We start from the raw sequence: 20,784 nt of genomic DNA on the forward strand, positions 1-20,784 counted from the left end.
ATCAACCCGCCTTTGCCATCTGCATCAGGGTGACACGCTGCTGAAGCCGGCGCTGCGCCTGGTCGACGACGACGGCGACGATGATGACCAGACCCTTGATCACCATCTGCCAGAAGGAGCTTACGCCCATCATCACCAGCCCGTCCGACAGGATGCCGATGACGAAGGCGCCGACGATGGTGCCGCCGATCGTGCCGCGGCCGCCCGACATCGAGGTGCCGCCAAGCACCGCCGCGGCGATGGCGTTCAACTCGAAGCTTTCGCCGGTCGCCGGATGCGAGGCCATCAGCTCCGACGAGATGATCAGGCCGACGATCGCCGCGCAGAAGCCGGAGAACATGTAGACGAACATCTTGACCATGTTGACGCGTACGCCCGAAATGCGCGCCGCGCGCTCGTTGCCGCCGACGGCGAAGATGTGGCGGCCGAGCGGCGTGTACCGGGCGAGATAGGCCGCGCCCAGCGCTACCACGATCAGGATCCAGATCGACACCGGCAGGCCGATGAGCCGGCCGGCGCCGAGGAAGCCGAAGCCGGTGGTGCCAAGTTCCGGTTTGCCGACCAGATTGGGGAAAGTGCGGCCGTCGGACGACAGCAGCGCCAGGCCGCGCGCTACATAAAGCACGCCGAGCGTGGCGATGAAGGGCGCGACGTTGAGCCTGGTGATCAGCAGTCCGTTGACGGCGCCGATCGCTATGCCGACCGCCAGGGTGATCAAGGCGATCTCGACCACGTTGAAATAGATGGTGTAGCCGATCTGCAGATCGATGCCGTTGAGCACGAGATAGCCGGCCACCATGCCGCACAGGCCGACGATCGAGCCGACCGAAAGGTCGATGCCGCCGGTGATGATGACAAAGGTCATGCCCATGGCGAGGAAGGCATTGAGCGCCACATGCTTGGCCATCAGGATCAGATTGGCGGCCGACAGGAAATTCGGCGCCGCGATGGAGAAGAACACCAGCACGGCGATCAGCGCAATGAAGGTCCTGAGCTTCATCAGCGTCAGCAGCGCTGAGCCGCTGGAGACCGAAGAGGGGGCTGCCCTGGCCGGAATGTCAGTCATCAGTGTTGCTCTCCAAATTCTGGGGCAAGATGTGCGGGGCGGGGCCATGGCCGAACGCCGATGCGGCGACGATCGCGGCCTCGCTCGCCTCGGCGCGGTCGAACATGCCGGTCAGTCTGCCATTGCTCATCACCGCGATCCGGTCGGACAGCGCCATCACCTCGTCGAGATCGGAAGTGGCGAAGAGGATGCCCAGCCCATCGCGCGACAGCTTGCGCATGGTGCGGAAGACGTCGGCCTTGGCGCCGACATCGATGCCGCGGCTCGGCTCGTCCATCAAAAGCACCTTCGGTCCGGTGAGCAGCGCCTTGCCGATCACCACCTTCTGCTGGTTGCCGCCGGAAAGCGAAGAGACTTCCTGTGCCGGGTCTGCGACCTTGATCGAGAGCTCCCGCACCATCTGCGAGACAGCCTGCCGCTCGGCGCCGCCTCTTATGTGGAACAGGCGCACGAAGCGCGACAGGCTGGCCAGCGTCAGATTGCTGGCGACCGAGAGGATCGACACCAGGCCTTCGCGTTGGCGGTCTTCCGGGATCAGCGCCAGCCCGCGCCGTATGCGCCGCGTCGTGTCGCGTTCCCTGATCTGTTTTCCGTCGATGAAGATCTTGCCGCTGGCATGGCCGTGGCGGCCCATGATGCAGTCGAACAACTCACTGCGTCCGGCGCCCATCAGTCCGTAGATGCCCAGGATCTCGCCGGCGCGCAGCGACAGTGAGACGTGGTCGACCGCCAGTCCGCCGGTGACACGCGGCAGGCAGATGTCTTCGGCGCGGAACACCTCCTCGCCGGGAACATGGCCGTCGGCCTTGGCGAAATCCTTGGCGTCCGAGCCGATCATCTGCCGCACGATCCACTGCGTGTCGACGTCTCTCATCTCCTCCTGGCCGGTGATGCGGCCGTCGCGCAAAACGGTGATGTAGTCGCCGATGCGGATGAGCTCCTCCAACCGGTGCGAGATGTAGACGATCGCCACGCCGTGCGCCTTGAGGTCGGCGATCACCTTGAACAGGATCTCGACTTCCGCCGCGCTCAGCGCCGAGGTCGGCTCGTCCATGATCAGGATGCGCGCGTCGAGCGAGACAGCCTTGGCGATCTCGACCAACTGCTGCTGGCCGATACGCAGATCCTCGACCAGCATGTCCGGCCGGATACCGGCTTCGAGCCGATCGAGAAATTCGCCAGCCCGCCGCTCCTGCGCCTTGCGGTCAATCTTGCGAAACCGGTTGGTGATCTCGCGCGTGGCGAAAATGTTCTCGGCGACCGTCATGTTGCCGAACAGGTTCAACTCCTGGAACACCATGCCGATGCCGCGGTTCACCGCGTCACCGGAGGATGAGAAGGAGACCTCGTTGCCGTCGAGCAGAATGCGGCCGGCCGTCGGCTGCTCGACCCCGGCGATGATCTTCATCAGCGTCGATTTGCCGGCGCCGTTTTCGCCGACGAGCACATTGACCGCGCCCTTGCGCACCTCGAAATTGGCCTGCTTGACCGCCACGGTGCCGGCATAGACTTTCGAGACGTCTTCCAGCTTCAGGATGACGTCGTAACTGGGCGCCGTGGTCATGGCTTAGGCCCGATCTCAGCCTCCGCCGGGGTCACCAATGGCAGATCCTGGCCGCCTTCGATCGTGTAGGCGCCAAGCACCTTGGCGGTGCGGCCCTCCAGCGCCTCGCGCGGCAGCTTGGACAGCACGGTCTTGTCGGCATAGGCATTGAACGCCTTGCCGAACTGGGCAAAGTCGATCTGGTTGGTGAAATCGTTGAACTGGACGAAATCCAGGCTGTCGCGCAGCGCCGTGCCGCGCACCGCCGGCCCGATCTGCACGCGCGCATCCGCCTTGCCGTCGCCGTCGACGTCGATATCCATCGTGCCCGCGCGCGACTGTGTGTTGGCGGCGATGATCTTGCCTTCGACGCGGACCGCGAAAGTCCATGGCGAATTCGCCTGCTTCTTGGGATTGCCGTATTTGGCGCCGGCCGCCGCCGGATCGGTCTTCGCCAGAGCATGGACCTCGGCAAACGGCCCGGCCTTTTGCTGCAGATACGGGATGACCTTGGAGGCCCAGATCTCCTCGACCATCTTGTCCGGGTTGAAGCCTGACGCGTCGCCTGCACTGCCTTGCGCTGATGGCGTCGGCAGGATCTTGCAGGCGCTGAGGCCGATGCCGGCGGCCAGCGCAAGGATCGGCCAAGTCGACTTAATCGGCCAGATCGGCTTGTTCAACATTGCGGTCAAAGCATCCCGGTGAAATGAAGGCGAGGGACGAACCCTGAGTTCGCCCCCCGCTGTTTGCGTTGCACAGGTTCAGTTCTTCAGCGCGAAGGTTTCCAGTTTGGCGGCGTTGTCACCATTGACAAGCACGCAGTCCATCAACTGCTTTTCCTTCTCGGGCGACTTCTTGTTCTTGATGAAGTCGTTGGCCTGTTCAACTGCCATCTGCGCCTGGGCGAAGGCCGGCTGCAGCACCGTGGCCTTGATGCCGCCTGATGTGATGGAGTCGCGCACGTCGTTGGAGCCATCGAAGCCGACGACAATGACGTCCTTGCGGTTCGCCGCGGCGAGCGCCGCATAGGCACCCATCGCCATCGTGTCGTTGCCGGAGATCACGCCCTTGATGTCGGGATTGGCCTGCAGGATCGATTCCATCTTGGCATAGGCCTCGGTCTGGCTCCAATTGGCCGATTGCTGCGCAACCATCTTCAGGTCTGGATAGTCGTTGATGACGTCGTGATAGCCCTTGGAGCGGATGCCGGCATTGGTGTCGGATTCCTTGCCGACCAGTTCGACGAAGTTACCCTTCTCGCCCATCAGCTTGACGAACTCCTGCGCGCCGAGCTGGGCGCCCTGGTAATTGTTGGAGACGATTTGCGCCACGGCGACGCCCGTGGCGTTGATCTCGCGGTCGATCAGGAAGGAGGGGATGCCGGCGTCCTTGGCCTTCTGCACCGCGGCGACGGTGGCGTCGGCGCCGGCATTGTCGAGGATGATCGCCTTGGCGCCACGGCCGATCGCCGTGTCGATGAGTTCGGACTGCTTGTTGGCGTCGTCGTCATGCACCAGCACCAGCGCTTCGTAGCCGAGCTCCTTGGCCTTTGCCTCGGCGCCGACGGCCTCCGCCTTGAAGAACGGATTGTCGTGCGAGGGGGTAATGATGGCGATGAGGTCGGCCGCGAAGGCCGGTGCCGCCGTGCCAAGTGCCAACACGCCGGCGAAAGCCGCAAGCGTCATTCTGCGAGTAAGTTTCATGAAGTCCTCCCTTTGAAAGCTCGTGCCTTGATCGAGCAAGGCTGATGCATTGAATTGGTCAGGCTGCGGATGGCGCCGGGTTCAAGAGCCGCGTGCCTGCTCCTCCTGAACGGATCGTTGCTCCCCGCCGTCCTCCACTCGTCCAGGTTTCCCAGCAAACCTTGTTTGATCCGAGTTCGCGGCCAGCTTAGCCAACTGGTATGATGAGTCAACCACTATTTCAGATGATCTGTATATGAGTGATCGATGTTTCGTCCGTCTCCCGCAAGGGGAGAAGGGAAGGCGCGTTTCACGTGATCCGCTGGATGCTGGCGGCGATTTCTTCCGGTTCGAAGACGCGCTTCCAGTCGTCGCGCATCAGCACCGGCTTGCCGAACTCGATGGCCTTGTTGCAGGCATCCGAGAACACACCCTTGGTCTCGCCGAAGATGACGGCGCCGAGCACATTCATGTGGCCGAGCAGGAAATCGAGCGCGGCCTGCCGGTCGACGCCGCGCGCCACGACCTCGTCGAGGGCCTCCTTCATGACGACGAGCAGCGAGGCGCACACCGTTTCCGAAAGGCCTGGCTCGAGCAGGGCCATGTGCTCGACCGTGACGCGGTGCGAGCGCATCACCGGTGCCCAGATGATCTGGGCGATCCTCTCGCCCTTGGCGTAGTCTTCCTCCGGCCCTTGCATCAGCGCGCTGACGAAATGCTGCTTGGCCGCGACGCCTCCGAAGAAGTCCTTCTTGGCGGTCATCTCGGTCTCGTCGTTGAAGATCGGCGGATGGCAGGGATGGGTCACAAAATAGGTAAGGTCGGGACGATCGGGCAGATGCCCAGCAAAGGGCGCCGCAGCATCGAGCACGATCACCATCGTGCCAGGGGCCAGCTTGCTTTCGATGCTGGCGGCGACCTTGCCGATATGTGTGTCCGGCACCGCCAGGATCACGACCTCAGCACCATTGAGCGCCTCATCGACGCCGACCGCATCGACGCCCAGACCGGTTTTCAGCCGCTCCTTGCCGGCCTCGCTGATCTCGACATGGCGGATCGTGTAGTCCGATCCGCGAAAATTGGTCGACAGGCGGTAGCCCATTTTCCCGCCCGCACCAAAAAGCGCAATCGTTGTCATCTGGCTTTGCTCCTTGAACCCTGGGGCGATCATCAGCGATCGTCATCTTATATACTGGTATGATCACTCTACCATAATTTGGCAAGTGGAATTGTCGGCCTGGCTGGTCACTCCGGCAACGACGCGGCCGCCTCTGCCTGCGGCGTCGCTCCATCTGCGGGCTCGGCAGTGGTGCGCCGCGCCAATACCTGTCGACCGGCAAGCGCCAGGACAAAGATGACGACGATGCCCTGGACGATGTCCTGGGCGCCGGGCGGCAGCCCGATAATCTGCATGGTCGTCACGATCAGGATGAGCAGGATGCTGGCGAACAGGGTGCCGAGCGCGGTCGCCGAGCCGCCGAAGATCAGCGTGCCGCCGAGCACCACGGCGGCGATCGACTGCAACAGATAGGGCTGGCCCATTTCGAGGAAGGCGCCGCCGATATAGGCGCCGAGCAGCAGGCCATCGAGCGAGGCCAGCACCGACGAGATGATGAAGGCCGCCGCGATCACCCGGCCATTCCTGATGGCGGCGAGCCGGGCGGCCGCGCGGTTCTGGCCGACCGCCGACAGGAGCTGCCCGAACACGGTGCAGCGCAGCACAAAGGAAGCCGCCGCTACGCCGAGGATGGCGATGATGGCCATGATCGGAACGCCCGAGATGCGGCCCGTCGCCAGATCCTTGAGCGCCGGGCTGACGGCAAAGCCGGGGATTGCCTTGTTCGACAGCAGCGTCGCGGTCGCCAGCACATAGCCGGTGGCGAGCGTCGCGATAATCGCCGGAATGCCGAGGCCGACGACAAGCAGCGAATTGAGCAGCCCGACCGCGAGACCGAGCAGGACGGCAGCCGTGACGCCAATGGCAAGATTGGCATCCTGGCCCTTGATGGTGAGCAGCGCGACGAAGGCGCTGAGCGTGATCACCGAGGCGACGGAAAGATCGATGTTGCCGCGCCCTGTGGTGACGACGAACATCTGACCGATGCCGACGACGGTCAGGAACGAGGCCGACAGCACGATGCCTGACAGGCTGGACAGGCTGAACCGGTTGGTGACCACAGAGAGCACGAGCCAGAGCAGGAGCACGCCGATCGCTGCCCAGACCCAGCGGTTTTTCTGGGCCCAAAGAGTGAAGGCGGACAACGCGTTCATTGTTCGCTCTCGCGGTCCGCGGTCAGGCCGCGCAACGTCAGGAGCGCGATCAGGATCAGCCCTTGCGTCGCGGCGTTGAAGTCGCTGCTGACATTGAGCGTGCCGAGCAGTGCGCCGATCAGCGACAGCGTCACCGCGCCGGCGATGGCGCCGACCGGCGAGACGATACCGCCAAGCAGCGAGCAGCCGCCCATCACCACGGCGGCGACGCTGAGCAGCGTGAACGAATTGCCCGAGTTGATGTCGCTCGCCGTGTTGATCGCCGTCAGTGACAGGCCGGCGGCCGCGGCGAACAGCCCGCCGATGAGATAGCGCACCAGCGCGTAGCGTGTTGGCGACCAGCCCGAGCGGACCATTGCCGTCGGATTGTTGCCGAAGCCGCGCAGCACCACGCCGAGTGGCAACCGGTCGATCGTCAAGACCACCAGGGCGACCGCCGCGATGAGGATGATAGATGTCGGCAAGAAGTCGAGCGACCAGCCGAATAGCGCCGTAAGCCATTCAGGGCTGGCGCCGCCTGGCGTCGGCTGCAGCGCATAGCCCAGCCCCACCCAGATGAAGGAGGCGCCGAGCGTGACGACGATCGCCGGGATCTTTCGTGCCTGGATTAGCCCGCCGAGACCAGCATAGGCGGCCACTGCCACAAAAAGCGCTAGCGCGCCGAGCCATGGCTGATCGTAGAGCAGCGTGGCGCTGAGCACGCTGATCAGCCCGGCGAACGCGCCGACGCCGAGATCGATTTCGCTGCCGCCGACGATGAACATCTGCGCCGCCGTTACCAGCACCAGTGACAGCGCCGGCATCAAGAGCAGGTCGAGGCCGAAGATCGAGGCGACCGCCGGATTGGCCGAGACCATCACCGCCAGCACGGCGGCGAGGCCGATGAAGGGGGCTGCGTTCACCAGCCCGCGGACAAGCCCGGCCGCGCCGGCCTTGCCGTGCGCGGCGTCGATGCGCTTGTCCGTCGGCTGGACGAAAGACGCCCCGACGATCGCCGCTTCGGTGATCGCCTCGCCGGTCAGTTCCTTGACGATCCGGCCGCCGGCAAAGACCAGCACGCGGTCGCAAGCCAGCAATTCGGCGTCCTCGGTCGTATGCCAGACGAGTGTCCGCCCGCTGCGTGCGATGTCGTTGCAGAGCCGGTAGAAATCCTGCTTGGTGGCGATGTCGACGCCGCGCGTCGGATCGTCGAGCAGGATGATCGGCGTATCGGCGACCAGCGCACGGGCAACCAGCGCCTTTTGCTGGTTGCCGCCGCTCAGCTCCAGAATGTTGGACCCGAAGCGGTTTTCGTCGAGCCGCAGCCGGCCGGCGGCGTCGGCCGCGGCCTCGCGATTGACCCGGTTCGAGACCAGGCCCAGCGACGGGCGGCGCGCAAGGCTGCCGATGGAGATGTTGCCCAGCACGCTCCACAGCGGGAATACGCCTTCCTTTTGGCGGTCGCCTGCAATGAAGCCGGCTTCGCCAGACCGGGTGACGGCGGCATCCTTCGCCGGATTGGGCTTGAAGATGGCGTGCAGCAACTCCTTCTGGCCGCTGCCCTCGAGCCCCGCCAGTCCGACGATCTCACCGCGCGCGATCTCGATGTCGCGGCCGAGTTCGGATGTCAGCGCCCCGGACAGCCCCACCAATGCGCCTCCGGTGCTGGCGACGGTGGCGCCATGCTGGTGGATCGAGTTTGCGTCGCCGCCCATGAGCTGCACCAGCTTGCTTATCGAGGTGTCCGCCACGTCGCCGCGCCAGGCGATGCGTCCGTTGCGCAGCACGACAACCTGCGCGGCGATGTCGATGATTTCCTGCAGCTTGTGGCTGATGAAGATGAAGGCGAGCCCGGCCTCGGCCCGCTCGCGGATGAAGGCCCGCAACTGCTTGGAGCGATCGAGATCGAGCGACGAGGTCGGCTCATCGAGAACGATCAGCCTGACGCCGGGTGTGGCGGCGGCACGCGCGATCTCGACCATCTGCCGCTCGGCGATGGACAGCTGGCCGACTTCCGCATTCACATCGATGCCGTTGCCGGGAAAGACGGCATCAAGCGCCGAGCGTGCGCGGCCTCTGAAAAGCATCCGCCAGCCGGGCCGGCTGGCCGCGTCCTGCGGCGTCTCCAGAAAGAAGTTCTCTGCCACGGACAGATTGGCGCACAGCGACAGTTCCTGATGCACCATGCGGATGCCGCGCCGTTGCGCTTCCATCGTGTTGTAGTCGGCGAAGCTGAGCATCTGGCCCGCGAACGAGATCGAGCCGAGGGTCGGCCACATCGTGCCGCAAAGAATGCGCATCAGGGTCGATTTGCCGGCGCCGTTGCCGCCGACGAGTCCGATGATCTCGCCGGCCGAAACGGCGAGGTCGATCTCGGCGTTCGCCAGCGTCGGCCCGAAGCTCTTGGTGATCTGTGAAAGCGAGACGATTTCCTGCCGGATCGAAAAGGCGGGCGCCATGGCGGCTGCACCCTTCTGATCGGCAACGGCAAGGTGGGACATTCGTCCTCCGTTCTTCACGGTCGGGGATCGGGCGCTTTCGGCGGTCCGATCCCTTGTGCTTGTCGCGTTACTTGCTCAGCAAATTCTGCTTGACCCAGTCGAGCGAATAGCTGGGGCTGATGATCTGGCCGCCTGGCAGCTTGGCGTATTCCTTGAGGTTGCTGGCATCGACTGTTGCGACCGGCATGATCATCATCTTGGGCGCCTTGGCGCCTTTGAGCAGGGACAGGCCGAGCCAGAAAGCAGCGCCGCCAATGCCCGGCGTCGTGTTCATGGAGACGGTCTGGTAGCTGTTCTTGGCGTTCTCGTCGGCCCACCATTTGACGAAGTCGGTACCGCCGCCGCCCTCGATGATCGGCATCTTGTCCTTGTACTCGCCGCCATACTGGACGAAGGCTTGGGCAATGCCGACATCGTCGCTGCCGCCCTGGCCGAGCACCGCATCGACATGCGGCAGCGAGGGCAGGACATTGGCGATGGCCGCCTGCGCCACCGAGGCGGTTGCCTGGCCATAGACGGTGGCGACAACCTTGATGTCGGGATATTTCGCCAGCACCGATTGCTGCGCGTTGAACATGTCGTTGTCCGGGGCCGAGCCCTTGACGCCGCGCACCTGGATGACGTTGCCCTTGCCGCCGAGCATCTTGAACACAGCTTCCGCCTGGGTCGCCTTGTAGCCCTTGAAGTCGAAATTGAGCTGGTAGTTGCAGGGCGCAGACGCGACAGAATCGAAGGAGACGACGATGATGCCGGCCTTGCAGGCTTTCTCGATGATGCCGTTGACCGCGGTTTCCGAGGCGGCGTCGACGGCGAGCACGTCGACCTTCTTGAGGATCAGTTCGGCGATCTGGCTGTTCTGCTGCGCCACCGAACCATCGCCATTCATGACGATGTAATCGGCGATCTGCCCAGCCGCCTTCGCTTCCTTGGCCGACGCTTCGAAAGCCTCCACCATCTGATGCCGCCAGGTGTTGCCGTAATAGGCGTTAGTGAGCGCGATGACCGGCGCGTCCGAAGATGCCATTGCCGGCATCACAGCAACGCCCATCATCGCAGCGCTGGCGAGCGCCGCCACGATTGTAAATTTCATGGTATTTCCTCCCAAAAACACGATCGGCTTGGCTTGCCACACGAGCACAGCGGAACCCTTGGGGACACGCTATGTCAGGTACATATTATACCAGCATACCAAATAGACAAGGGCTTTGCTGCCTGCTCGGGGTCGCCGGGTGAAAAGCGCCGGCCAAGCAATCAAGCAATCCCGTTGAATTGGCATGTCGTCTGGTCAGACAAGCCCGGATCCCGAGGGTCAGGTCGAGCCTTCCTTATGCGAAACGCCCCCAATGCGGTCATTCCAGAATGGTTCGGAACGGGCCGCTCTTGTTGCGAGGTGGCATTCAATGCCAGCTAAAGTCACCTGTGCGCACGAGAGTTGCGGTACGATACGGGATGACGCGAAAGAACTCTGATGTTGGACCGAAAGACCCTGTAACGATGCGTGCGGCAATCGGCGGCAATGTTTACGACTAGGTCGGTTCCGATTTCGGCCGTGCACGCCGCCGGTGCCAGGGTTGGTGGCTAAGGTCGTTGAGAAAAGTTCGCGCCTTACAGCGTCACCTCTTCGCCTGAGATTGTCATGCCCGAAGGCGCATGTAACCTCCCGCCTTTCGCGGCCAAGAGAACCATCGTGGCGCGGATGTCGTCAGTTGCTCGATCAGGCTGCGCGGCCGAAGCGATCAACCCTGAAATCGTCGAGCGGTGTTTCGCAACGGTCGGTCATGATGAGTTCGGCCATGGCGTCGCCGACGCCCGGACCAAGCTGGAAGCCATGTCCGCTGAAGCCGAAGGCATGGAACAGGCCTGGCGTCGTCGCCGAGCGTCCCATGACCGGCAGCATGTCGCGCACATAACCCTCGCAGCCGGACCAGGTGCGGATGACCGCGACCTGCGCGATTGCCGGCAGCAGTCGCGCGACCGCGCGCAATTGCAGCGGAAGGCGCTTGGGATCGGCGACCGCATGACCTGGATCGAGGTCCACCGGTACCCTTTCGGCTGCGCCGCCGAAGACGATGTTGCCCCGCTCGACCTGACGCAGATAGGCGCCATGGTCCTTGTCGCGCGTCCAGATGCCGATCACCGGCAGAATCCGGTGCGGCAGCGGCTCGGTCACGCCCATCTGCGGACCGCAGGCGTCGAGCGGAACCTCTTCGCCGAACTGCGCGGCGACGCGCGCGCCCCAGGCCCCGGCGGTATTGAGCAGACACTCGGCGGCGAATGTACCTTTGGAACATACCACAACGAACCCGGACCCTGAGCGCCTGATCGTGTCGATTTCAGCATCCTCGACGATCGCCACGCCAAGCTTGCGGGCGGCTTCGGCGAAGGCCGGCGCGATCAGTCGGGGATTGCCGCTGCCGTCATGCGGCGAGAACGACGCGGCGATCGCGTCAGGGCCGAGGCCGGGAAACCGGGAGGAGGTTTCGCGCTGTCCGAGTTCCTCCAGTTCAAGCCCCCAAGGTCGCGCCGCCTCGGCATAAGCCCGCATGTCGGCAAGACTACCTTCATCAAAGATCAGCCGGATATGACCGGTGGCGCGGAATTCCACGTCACGGCCCAGCATCTGATCGGCCTCTCGCCACAGCTCAAGCGAGCGATGGGCCAGCGGAAGTTGGGACAGATGACGCCCCGTGCGCCGGATGTTGCCGAAGGAAGCGACGGTCGCTCCGGTGCCGACCCGGTTGCGCTCGATCAGCGTCACGTGCGCACCGCGCCTGGCGAGGAAATAGGCCGAAGCCGTCCCCATCAATCCACCGCCCAGCACGATCACATCCATGGTTGTTCCCTGCGCGGAGCGAATGATCCTGAAGTCGCCGATCTTGTCGGCACCGCTTCGTTGCGTCAAAGATGGGTTTGGACAACAGCCATAAGCTTGACCTATGGAGTGGCAATGCGGGCCCGTCAGCTCGAAGTGTTCATCGCCGTCATGCGCGCGGGTACCGTGACTGCCGCGGCGCGGATGCTGAACATCTCCCAACCCGCACTCAGCCAGATCCTGCTCCACACCGAGGACGAACTCGGCTTCACGTTATTCGAGCGCATCAAGGGCCGGCTGCGGCCAACCCCGGAGGCGCTCGAGATATTCGCCGATGCCGAGCGTCTATCGGCGGGGTTGGAGGGCTTGCGCCGCAAGACCACTGACCTGCGTCTGGGTCGGACGGGGCTGGTCCGGGTCGCGGCCTCGCCGCCGCCGGCCCTGGCGATCTTGCCGCGCGCTTTCACCAGCTTCCGGGCGCGGCATCCCGATATTTTGCTGCGCTCCCACATGGCGCCGATCGCCGCCATCGTCGACATGCTGCGCGCCGGCGATGCCAGCCTTGGCGTGGCCTTGGACGACCGCCTGCCTCCCGACATCGAGGCGGAGGTGCTCGGCAGCGTCGGCTTCGCCTGCTTGCTGCCCATCGGGCATGCGTTGGCCGGGAAAACCGAGCTGACGCTCTCCGATCTCGCCGGAGAGGAATTGATATCCTATCGTGGAAACACCCGCCCCGCCGACGAACTGGCCCATGCCGCGCGCGCACAAGGTGTGGAGGTTTCGCCATCGCTCGAGATCGATGTCTCCATTTCGGCGGTTGGCTTCGTCCAGGCCGGTTTGGGGATCGCCCTCGTCGATGCGCTGCTGCCCTGGCACCAGTTTGCCGGGCTTGCCGTCCGGCCTCTCTCGAATGGCCCGGAATTCCCGATCGCGCTGCTCACCTCGCGCACACGGGCTCTTTCGCGTGCCGATGAGATGATGCGCGACCAGATTCGCGCGGCCTGTTCCGTTGTGCTGGGCGACGACAAGACAGGGGCATAAGTAAGACTTATATCGTTCCTCGTCATACGTCTTGGACCCTGGCCATCCTGTCGTGTCAGCTTTGGTTGGCACACAGGAAGGGACGTATCATGGATGGTTCCATCGCGGCGGACGAGGCGCGGAACGAAGCCGACTGGAAGGTCGGCGTCGATATCGGTGGCACATTCATCGATTTCTGCGCGCTCGAAGCCAATTCCGGGCACGTCGCCTCGCTGAAAGTGCTGACGACGCCGGAGGATCCGGGCGCCGAGCTGATGACGGGCCTCAGGCTTCTTGCCGAGCGCGAAGGCTTTGACCCCAACCGTATGACGCGTTTCGTGCACGGCACGACCGTCGGCATCAACACCATCATCCAGCGCAAGGGCGCGCCGCTGGCGCTGTTCACCAATGCCGGCTTCGAGGACGTGATCGAACTCGCGCGGTTGCGCATGCCGGACATGTATTCGCTGTTCTGCTCGCGGCCGGACCCGCTGATCTCGCGCGACATGGTGTTCGGCATCCCGGCTCGCATGCGTGCCGATGGGAGCGAATCCCAGGCGCCTGATATGGCGGGGGTGGCCAGCGCGGTGGCGGCGGCGAAAGCGAATGGGGCGCAGGGGATCATCGTCTCCTTCCTCCATTCATGGCGCAATGCCGCGCAGGAGGCCGCCGTCAAGGCAACGATCGCGCGTCTCGCGCCAGACCTCTTCGTCTTCTCTTCGGCCGAGGTGTGGCCTGTCATCCGCGAATATGAACGCACCTCGACCGCTATCCTCAATGGCTATGTCCATCCGCGCGTCTCGGGCTATCTGACGGCGCTGGAAGAGCGGCTGAAGGACCGCGGCGTGCCGGCCCGTCCGATGCTGACAAAGTCGAACGGCGGGCTGATGAACGCTGCCGAAGGCAAGCGCGCCTGCGTGAACATGCTTTTGTCGGGAACGGCCTCCGGCGTCATCGGCGCCTCGTGGCTGGCGCGCCAGGCAGGCGAGGACAAGGTCCTTACCCTCGACATTGGCGGGACCTCGGCCGACTTCGCGCTCATCATCGATGGCGAGCCGCAGTTCGGCACCGGTGAACTGATCGGCGAATTTCCGCTCCATATCCCGTCCGTGTCAGTGAGCTCGATCGGCGTCGGCGGCGGCTCGATCGCCAGTGTCGACGCGCAAGGGGTGCTGCGGGTCGGGCCGGAGTCGGCCGGCTCGACGCCTGGACCAGCCTGCTATGGCCGTGGCGGCGAACGCGCGACGGTGACGGACGCCATGGTGGTGTGCGGATGGCTTGGCCACAGCGAGATGGCCTACGGCCAGCTCAGGATCGATACCCAACTGGCGCATCGCGCGGTTGGCGACCTTGCCGCCCGGCTCGGCCGCCCGATCGAGCAGACGGCGCAGGCGATCCTCGACATCGCGGTGTCGGAAATGTTCGTCGAGGTCGAGAAACTCGCCTCGCGCGCCGGCGTCGACTTGCGCGATTTCACGCTGATGCCCTTCGGCGGCGGCGGCCCCATGCTCGGCGCCTTCCTTGCCCGTGAACTCGGGATGAAGCGCGTCATGGCGCCCCGCCGCCCCGGCGTGGTGTCGGCGCTGGGCGGCCTGGTGGCGGATCTGCGCGGCGACTTCATCCGCACGGTCTTCACCCCGCTGTCGGGCGCTACGCTCCCGACAATTCGCAAGGCCTTCGAGACGCTCGCGCATGAGGGCCGCGGCTGGCTTGCGGCGCAGGGCCACGACGCGGCGGCGGAACTCACTCTCTCCTGCGACATGCGCTACTTCGGCCAAAGCTATGAGATCGAGGTCGTCCTTTCGCCGGAATGGCTGACGGGCGACGACGTAGCCCCGATCGAGCAGGCCTTCCATCTTACCCATCAGAGGCTTTACGATTTCCATGACCCGGATGGCGAGGTCGAGCTTGTGGATATCAGGCTGTCCGCTATAGGCGCTGGGCCGAAACTCTCCCTCCCGGAGACCGAAGAAGTGGACGTTGCGGCCATCCCGGCGCGCCGGCTCCCGGTCTATACGGGCCTCCGCGTCGAAACGGTCGACCTCCACGACCGCCAGGCCCTCGTGCCGGGCAGCATGTTCCACGGGCCTGCCGTGGTCGTTCAGGAAGACACTACCTTAGCCATTCCCGCCGGAGCGCAGGCACGGGTAGACCGCCATCTCAACCTTCTGCTGACCTTCGCGGAGTGACGCCATGTTTGACCGTACAAACCTCCAGGTTCTGGCCAACCATGCCCGCGCGGCCGCCGAGAACATGGCCCATACGCTGCATCGCACCGCGCACTCCGCCTTCGTCAAGGAGACGCAGGATTTTACGGTGATGCTGATGGATCGGTCGGGAGCGACCTTCGCCGTGCCGATGGAGCTTGGCGCCACCTGGTATCCGGGGCTTTCCTATCACCGCGCCATTGCGATGGTCGGCGACTACCGGCCCGGCGACATTGCCTTCACCAACGATCCCTATTCCGGCCACGTCGCCACGCACGCGCCCGACACGCATCTGTGGAAGCCGGTCTTCGTCGACGGCGAGATTGTCGCCTGGACCGGTGGGCATATCCACAACACCGACATGGGTGGGGCGGTGCCGGCGTCGCTCAGCCGGGCGCTGACCGAAATCCATCAGGAAGGCATCCGCTTTCCGCCGATGAAGCTGGTGCGGGAAGGTGTCTTCGACGAGATGATCCTGCGGATCATGAGCACCAATGTGCGCAAGCCCGACCTCAACATCGGCGACATCAAGGCGCTGGTCGGGGCGCTCAACACCGGCGAGCGCAAGATCCAGGCGATGGTGCGGAAGTTTGGCAAGGCCGGTTTCATCGAAGGTGTTTCGGCGCTTCTCGACCATGCGGAGGCGCAAGCGCGCGACGTGCTGCGCGCCATGCCCGACGGCACCTGGGAATTCGCCGACTACGCCGACGAGGATTCGGTCGAGGCCAATCCATGCCGGCTGAAGCTGACGCTGACGATCAAGGGCGACGAGGCGGTGCTAGACTTCACCGGCTCCGATCCGCAACTCGGTTCCTCGCTCAACGTGCCTTCGGGCGGCGATCCGCGTCACACTATGCTGCTGGTGGGTGTCTACTATGTGCTTTATACGCTGAACCCAAAGATCCTGCTCAACACAGGCCTCACCCGGCCGTTCACCTGCATCGCACCCACTGGGTCGGTGCTGAATCCTGTGCATCCCGCCGCGGTTGGCATGCGCTCGCTCACCTGCGCCCGGCTGCGGTCGGTCATCTTCGGCGCCTTCTCGCAAGCCGTGCCGGAGCGCCTGCCCGCGGCTCCGGCCGGCAACAACTGCATCGTCAACGTCATGACCACGGACGAGCGCACCAGCCGCACCGTCATCGCGGCGGTGAACCCGGTCGTGGGCGGCGGCGGCGCGATGCCGCATCGCGACGGCACCAACGGCTCTGGCGCGGATGCCGCCTACCTCAAGAACACGCCGATCGAGATCACCGAGACCGAGACCCCAATCGAATTCGTGAGATACGGGCTCGCCAGGGATAGTGGTGGCGCGGGCCGCTGGCGCGGCGGGCTGGCGACCGAGATGGCCTTTCGCGTCTTTGCCCCAGACTCCAGGATCACGGCGCGCAACCGCGACCGCAGTTTCTTCCGTCCCTGGGGTGTGCTGGGCGGCAAGGCCGCCGGACTGTCGGACATGGTCGTCAATCCGGGCAGCGAGCGGGAGCGGCCGCTGGGCAATATCGACACTGCGGTCCTGCAGCCCGGCGACGTGCTCGAGATCCGCTCCGCCGGAGGCGGTGGGCGCGGCGATCCGTATGAACGCGAGCCCTGGCGGGTCGCGCAGGATGTGCGGCGCGGCTATCTTTCGCCGGGTGCGGCCGAACGCGACTATGGCGTCGTCCTCCGTGGCGACGAGGTTGACGAGCAGGCAACGGGGCAAGTGCGCGCGCATCACGAGCCGGCCACCGGCCATTTCCATTTCGGTCCGGAGCGCGAAGGCTACGAGGCGCAGTGGACGCCGCCAGCCTATGACCGGCTCACCGCCATACTAAGGGACTTGCCGATCCATTGGCGGTTCTTCGCCAAGACGGAGATCTTCCGCCGCATGAAGGGACGCTCCGGGTCGGAGGGTGTTCAGGCGGCTTTCGATGCCGTTTGCGAACGCTTCCCCGAACTGCCGCGTCCTCTCCCCGTGCGCGAGGCCGCGGAATGATCACCACCGGCCGTATCGTTCGGCTGGCCGAGCGCGACCGGGCGGGGGTGCATTTCTTTTTTGACGGGCAGATCCGTAGGGCGCTCGAGGGCGACACTGTGCTGACCGCGATGCTGGCGTCAGGGCATGCCTTGCGGATGTCCGAGTTCGGGCCTGAGCCGCGCGCCGGCTTCTGCCTGATGGGGGCCTGCCAGGATTGCTGGGTGTGGCAGGAGGAGGGACCGCGCCTGCGGGCGTGCACAACCCTGATCGCCGAAGGCATGCGGTTGCGCACCACGCCGCCGGAGAATTGGCCGTGAGTGAGGCCCCGTCGACGCGGATCGTGATCGTCGGCGCTGGTCCCGCCGGCATAAGGGCGGCGGCGGCGCTGGTCGATGCGGGGCTCCATCCGGTTGTGATCGACGAAGGGCAGCGCGCCGGCGGCCAGATCTATCGTCGCCCGCCTGACGGGTTCGTCCGCACGCCGGAGCACCTCTATGGGTCGGAGGCGGCGAAGGCGCGTGCGCTGCATGCGGTCTTCGACCGGTTGGCGGCCGACGGGCGACTCACCCATTGCACGGGAAGCTCGGTCATCGCCGTGCAGGCGGGGCGGCTGCACGTGCTGGGCGAGGGCGGCGTGCAGATGATCTTCTATGACCGTCTGATCCTCGCGACGGGCGCGTCCGATCGTGTCGCTCCAGTCCCGGGCTGGCAGAGTGCCGGTGTCTATAGCCTTGGCGCGGCGCAGATCGCGCTCAAGGCGCAGGGCGTGGCGCTCGGGCGGCGGATCGTCCTGATGGGGTCAGGGCCTCTGCTGTCGCTGGTCGGTGCCCAACTCGTCAAGGCTGGAGCGGATGTGGCGGCGGTGCTCGACACCTCTCCCTGGGATCAGCAGATGCGCGGGCTCTGGAAGCTGGCCGCCCGGCCGTTCGTCGCACTGCGCGGCCTCGCCCTGCGGGCAAGGCTCGGCGGTCGCTATCACGCAGGCGTCAGTCTCGAAAAGATCGAGGCCGACGGGCAAGGTGTCACGGCGATGCGCTGGCGCGACGCCGGCGGAAGGCAGCGCTTCACTCCATGTGACACGATAGGCATGGGTTGGCACCTGCGGGCGGAGACGCACCTGGCCGATCTGGCGGGATGCGCCTTCACCTACGACGAGCAGTGGCGGCAATGGCTGCCAAAGACAGACCGGATGGGTCGCGCCGGCAACGGAGTCTATCTTGCGGGCGATGGGGTTCGTCTTCTGGGAGCGGACGGCGCGGAGATCGCTGGGCGTCTCGCGGCGGCGGCATGCCTTGCCGATCTTGGATTTCCAGCGCCCTCCAACGCGGCCGATCTGCGTGAGCTTGCGCGGCTAGAGCGCTTTGCCCACGGCCTGGCTTGCGCTTTTCCCTGGCCGGCAGCGATGGTGCGGGCGCTCCCCGACGCCGCGATCGTCTGCCGCTGCGAGAACGTAACTGCCGGAGAGGTACGCCAGAGTCTGGATTTCGGCGGCGGCGAGGCCAACCGGGTGAAGTCGCTGTCGCGCGTAGGCATGGGCCGCTGCCAGGGGCGCTACTGCCAGTTGGCGGCCGTCGAACTCGCAGCGGCGCACGCCGGCTGCACGCCCGACGCCGTCGGCCGGTTTCGCGGGCAGGCCCCTGCGCGGCCTGCGCCTGTCGACGCCTTTCTCCGGAAGGGCTGATGCCATTGCGAAAACCGCGCCTCGGCATCGGTCACGTCTTAGAAATCGGCGACCTTTCCCCAGGCCGAAACATCGAAGCGCTGCGGATCGTAGGATTTCGGATCGACGATCGGTTGCGACCCGATCATCAGATCGGCGATGAGGTGACCGGCGCCGGGTCCAATGCCGAAGCCGTGTCCTGAAAACCCGGCTGCCAGGAAGAAGCCCGGAACGCTTTGAATCTCGCCGATGGCGGGCACACCGTCCGGCGTGCTGTCGATGTAGCCGGCCCAGGCCGCGCTGATCCTGGTCTTTTGAAGGTCGGGCAGAAGTTCAAGCGCCCGGGCATGGGTCAAGCGGATTGTTGCCTGGTCCGGAACCGGATCGAGAATGCGCATCCGCTCCATCGGCGTCGGCTGATCGAGTCGCCAGTGCCGAAGCGTTTCGTGGCCCGAGCGCACGCCCTGCAGCCCGCCGGGCGCGAGGCTTCGCCACCGCTTCAGGAACATCGGCAGGAACTGCGAGGAGAAACGCAATTGCTGCGGCGTCACGTCCACGCGGCCACGTCCGCTTATGGCGAGCGTGTAGCCGCCATCGCCGCGGCGCGTGGCCGAGATCCTTGCCGTGTGCAGCGCATCCGGCAGACCTTCCGCGCCTGGCGAGACGGACAGGATGGAGGAGCGGATCGATGCTTGCGGAAAGCGGAAGCCAAACTGCCGGCAAAAGGACGAAGCCCAGGCGCCGCCGGCGAGCACTGCCACCTTCGTCCTGATCGTTCCGCTTTCGGTGACCACCCCACTCAGGCGCCCGCTTTCGGTCTCGATGCCGCGCGCGGCGCAATTCTGATGCACGGTGCTCCCGAGCTTGAGGATGGCCCGGGCGACAGAGGGAGCAGCTCGCGACGGGTCGGCGGTGCCGTCGGTCGGGGAGAAGACACCGCCCTTCCAGGCCCGGCCGGTGGCACGGCCCCGCTCGCTGGCCTCGGCGCCGTCGAGCATCTGCGTGGTGACGCCGGCCGTTTTGGCGAAGTCACGCCAGCGTGCCCAGCCGGCCAGTTCTGCCTCGTCATTGCTGAGATAAAGCAAACCGCATCGGCGAAAGCCGGTGTCTTCGCCGGTTTCCGTGGCAAAGCTGTCCCACAAATCGAGGCTGCGTGTCGCCATCGGTAACTCGCGGGCGTCGCGATTCTGCTGGCGGCACCATCCCCAGTTCCTGGAGGACTGCTCGGCGCCGATGCGCCCTTTTTCGACAAGCGCGACCCGCATGCCGCGCCTGGCCAGATAATAGGCCGCGAAGACACCCACGATGCCGCCGCCAATCACCACCGCGTCCGCGGATCGCGGCAGTTCGCCAGATGTCTCGATTTGCTGTAGCGGCGCGCGCATGGTCTCTCTGCCTTGAAGCGCCAATCTACCGTGTTGCGCAGGCAGCCGCTGCCGCAGTTGAAGCCGAAGCAGAATTTTATTTCGGCAGCTCGGTCAAAATCGGGAGCGACTGCGTTTCAAAGCGCTGTCCGCTTGGATGGACAGGCCAACGGGCTGTGGTAGTGTCAATGTCTATATGCAAGGCAGCATTTTGTGCTGTGGCGTGCGTTCTGCGGAGACGACCATGAAGCTGGATCGGATCGATATCAAGATTCTTCACGAATTGCAGAAGAACGGCCGCATCACCAATGTGGAATTGGCCGACCTGGTGCATCTGTCGCCAAGCCCGTGCCTGATGCGGGTCAAGAAGCTCCAGTCGGAGGGCTACATTGAGGGCTATTCCGCACAGGTCAATATCGGCAAGCTTGGCCAGACGCTGACCGTGTTCACCGAAATCACCTTGAAGAACCATCGCCAGGTGGACTTCGCCCGCTTTCTCGCCGTCGTCGAGAAGATCGATCAGGTCATCGAATGCCACCTCGTGTCGGGCGGCTACGACTATTTGATGAAATTCGTGACCGCCGGCATAGCCGAGTACCAGACGATCATGGAGCGGCTGACCGACATGGATATCGGCATCGACAAGTATTTCAGCTTCGTCGTGCTGAAGTCCCCCATCGTCAAGGCGCACATGCCGCTGCCCAGCCTGTTTCCGAGGTGAGCCT

At 64.8% G+C, this 20,784-nt stretch carries 16 protein-coding genes; 6 read left to right on the top strand and 10 right to left on the bottom strand.

The window, feature by feature from the left end; translation table 11 throughout:
* Position 1 precedes the first annotated feature (1 nt).
* From ACLGL5_RS13935 to ACLGL5_RS13975, 9 genes are all read right to left on the bottom strand, one after another.
* A complete protein-coding gene (locus tag ACLGL5_RS13935) occupies positions 2-1,066 on the bottom strand; it encodes an ABC transporter permease (protein ID WP_038644660.1) in 1,065 nt (354 codons plus the stop codon).
* A complete protein-coding gene (locus ACLGL5_RS13940; protein WP_019860301.1) occupies positions 1,059-2,630 on the bottom strand; it encodes a sugar ABC transporter ATP-binding protein in 1,572 nt (523 codons plus the stop codon). Before ACLGL5_RS13940 ends, ACLGL5_RS13935 begins: the two co-directional genes overlap by 8 nt.
* Entirely contained in the window at positions 2,627-3,292 is a 666-nt protein-coding gene (locus ACLGL5_RS13945) for a DUF2291 family protein (protein ID WP_019860300.1), read from the bottom strand. The genes ACLGL5_RS13940 and ACLGL5_RS13945 overlap by 4 nt, the downstream gene beginning before the upstream one ends.
* Before the next feature lie 78 nt (positions 3,293-3,370).
* Positions 3,371-4,312: a D-ribose ABC transporter substrate-binding protein gene (locus ACLGL5_RS13950; protein WP_019860299.1), complete on the bottom strand. Its 942-nt coding sequence runs from the start codon at positions 4,310-4,312 to the stop codon at positions 3,371-3,373.
* 289 nt (positions 4,313-4,601) lie between these two features.
* The gene (locus ACLGL5_RS13955; protein ID WP_027047227.1) at positions 4,602-5,429 is read right to left on the bottom strand and encodes a phosphogluconate dehydrogenase C-terminal domain-containing protein; all 828 of its coding nucleotides are present in this window, start codon (positions 5,427-5,429) and stop codon (positions 4,602-4,604) included.
* 107 nt (positions 5,430-5,536) lie between these two features.
* Positions 5,537-6,562 (bottom strand): ABC transporter permease, encoded by a 1,026-nt coding sequence (locus ACLGL5_RS13960; protein ID WP_069091321.1) that lies wholly within the window; start codon positions 6,560-6,562, stop codon positions 5,537-5,539.
* Positions 6,559-9,042: an ATP-binding cassette domain-containing protein gene (locus tag ACLGL5_RS13965; RefSeq protein ID WP_083246614.1), complete on the bottom strand. Its 2,484-nt coding sequence runs from the start codon at positions 9,040-9,042 to the stop codon at positions 6,559-6,561. Before ACLGL5_RS13965 ends, ACLGL5_RS13960 begins: the two co-directional genes overlap by 4 nt.
* A gap of 67 nt (positions 9,043-9,109) precedes the next feature.
* Positions 9,110-10,132, bottom strand: a complete 1,023-nt coding sequence (locus ACLGL5_RS13970) for an ABC transporter substrate-binding protein (protein ID WP_027047226.1) — start codon at positions 10,130-10,132, stop codon at positions 9,110-9,112.
* 624 nt (positions 10,133-10,756) lie between these two features.
* Positions 10,757-11,875, bottom strand: coding sequence for an NAD(P)/FAD-dependent oxidoreductase (locus tag ACLGL5_RS13975; RefSeq protein ID WP_069093311.1), 1,119 nt, complete (start codon positions 11,873-11,875; stop codon positions 10,757-10,759).
* Between the two features lie 114 nt (positions 11,876-11,989).
* Between ACLGL5_RS13975 and ACLGL5_RS13980 the strand changes: the two genes are divergently transcribed.
* The 5 genes from ACLGL5_RS13980 to ACLGL5_RS14000 all read left to right on the top strand — a co-directional run bounded on the left by ACLGL5_RS13980 (position 11,990) and on the right by ACLGL5_RS14000 (position 18,716).
* On the top strand, positions 11,990-12,895 hold the full coding sequence (locus tag ACLGL5_RS13980; RefSeq protein WP_069091322.1) for a LysR family transcriptional regulator: 906 nt from the start codon (positions 11,990-11,992) through the stop codon (positions 12,893-12,895).
* Between the two features lie 89 nt (positions 12,896-12,984).
* The gene (locus ACLGL5_RS13985) at positions 12,985-15,063 is read left to right on the top strand and encodes a hydantoinase/oxoprolinase family protein (protein ID WP_069091323.1); all 2,079 of its coding nucleotides are present in this window, start codon (positions 12,985-12,987) and stop codon (positions 15,061-15,063) included.
* Positions 15,064-15,067: 4 nt separating this feature from the next.
* Positions 15,068-17,053, top strand: a complete 1,986-nt coding sequence (locus tag ACLGL5_RS13990) for a hydantoinase B/oxoprolinase family protein (RefSeq protein ID WP_069091324.1) — start codon at positions 15,068-15,070, stop codon at positions 17,051-17,053.
* The gene (locus ACLGL5_RS13995) at positions 17,050-17,352 is read left to right on the top strand and encodes a (2Fe-2S)-binding protein (RefSeq protein ID WP_019860290.1); all 303 of its coding nucleotides are present in this window, start codon (positions 17,050-17,052) and stop codon (positions 17,350-17,352) included. Before ACLGL5_RS13990 ends, ACLGL5_RS13995 begins: the two co-directional genes overlap by 4 nt.
* On the top strand, positions 17,349-18,716 hold the full coding sequence (locus ACLGL5_RS14000; protein WP_069091325.1) for an FAD/NAD(P)-dependent oxidoreductase: 1,368 nt from the start codon (positions 17,349-17,351) through the stop codon (positions 18,714-18,716). The genes ACLGL5_RS13995 and ACLGL5_RS14000 overlap by 4 nt, the downstream gene beginning before the upstream one ends.
* 38 nt (positions 18,717-18,754) lie before the next feature.
* On the opposite strand, the gene ACLGL5_RS14005 is transcribed toward ACLGL5_RS14000, so the two are convergent.
* Positions 18,755-20,080: an NAD(P)/FAD-dependent oxidoreductase gene (locus ACLGL5_RS14005; protein ID WP_069091326.1), complete on the bottom strand. Its 1,326-nt coding sequence runs from the start codon at positions 20,078-20,080 to the stop codon at positions 18,755-18,757.
* A 223-nt stretch (positions 20,081-20,303) separates the two neighbouring features.
* Between ACLGL5_RS14005 and ACLGL5_RS14010 the strand changes: the two genes are divergently transcribed.
* Entirely contained in the window at positions 20,304-20,780 is a 477-nt protein-coding gene (locus ACLGL5_RS14010; protein WP_038644676.1) for an Lrp/AsnC family transcriptional regulator, read from the top strand.
* Positions 20,781-20,784 lie beyond the last annotated feature (4 nt).

The organism is Mesorhizobium sp. U510, from assembly GCF_059180695.1.

Excerpts from the sequence above, each read along its gene's own strand:
- ACLGL5_RS13970 (WP_027047226.1), bottom strand. The coding sequence starts at position 10,132 with ATGAAATTTACAATCGTGGCGGCGCTCGCCAGCGCTGCGATGATGGGC.
- ACLGL5_RS13955 (WP_027047227.1), bottom strand. The coding sequence starts at position 5,429 with ATGACAACGATTGCGCTTTTTGGTGCGGGCGGGAAAATGGGCTACCGC.
- ACLGL5_RS13945 (WP_019860300.1), bottom strand. The coding sequence starts at position 3,292 with ATGTTGAACAAGCCGATCTGGCCGATTAAGTCGACTTGGCCGATCCTT.
- ACLGL5_RS13960 (WP_069091321.1), bottom strand. The coding sequence starts at position 6,562 with ATGAACGCGTTGTCCGCCTTCACTCTTTGGGCCCAGAAAAACCGCTGG.
- ACLGL5_RS13935 (WP_038644660.1), bottom strand. The coding sequence starts at position 1,066 with ATGACTGACATTCCGGCCAGGGCAGCCCCCTCTTCGGTCTCCAGCGGC.
- ACLGL5_RS13950 (WP_019860299.1), bottom strand. The coding sequence starts at position 4,312 with ATGAAACTTACTCGCAGAATGACGCTTGCGGCTTTCGCCGGCGTGTTG.
- ACLGL5_RS13975 (WP_069093311.1), bottom strand. The coding sequence starts at position 11,875 with ATGGATGTGATCGTGCTGGGCGGTGGATTGATGGGGACGGCTTCGGCC.
- ACLGL5_RS13980 (WP_069091322.1), top strand. The coding sequence starts at position 11,990 with ATGCGGGCCCGTCAGCTCGAAGTGTTCATCGCCGTCATGCGCGCGGGT.
- ACLGL5_RS13940 (WP_019860301.1), bottom strand. The coding sequence starts at position 2,630 with ATGACCACGGCGCCCAGTTACGACGTCATCCTGAAGCTGGAAGACGTC.
- ACLGL5_RS14010 (WP_038644676.1), top strand. The coding sequence starts at position 20,304 with ATGAAGCTGGATCGGATCGATATCAAGATTCTTCACGAATTGCAGAAG.
- ACLGL5_RS13995 (WP_019860290.1), top strand. The coding sequence starts at position 17,050 with ATGATCACCACCGGCCGTATCGTTCGGCTGGCCGAGCGCGACCGGGCG.
- ACLGL5_RS13985 (WP_069091323.1), top strand. The coding sequence starts at position 12,985 with ATGGATGGTTCCATCGCGGCGGACGAGGCGCGGAACGAAGCCGACTGG.
- ACLGL5_RS13990 (WP_069091324.1), top strand. The coding sequence starts at position 15,068 with ATGTTTGACCGTACAAACCTCCAGGTTCTGGCCAACCATGCCCGCGCG.
- ACLGL5_RS14005 (WP_069091326.1), bottom strand. The coding sequence starts at position 20,080 with ATGCGCGCGCCGCTACAGCAAATCGAGACATCTGGCGAACTGCCGCGA.
- ACLGL5_RS13965 (WP_083246614.1), bottom strand. The coding sequence starts at position 9,042 with ATGTCCCACCTTGCCGTTGCCGATCAGAAGGGTGCAGCCGCCATGGCG.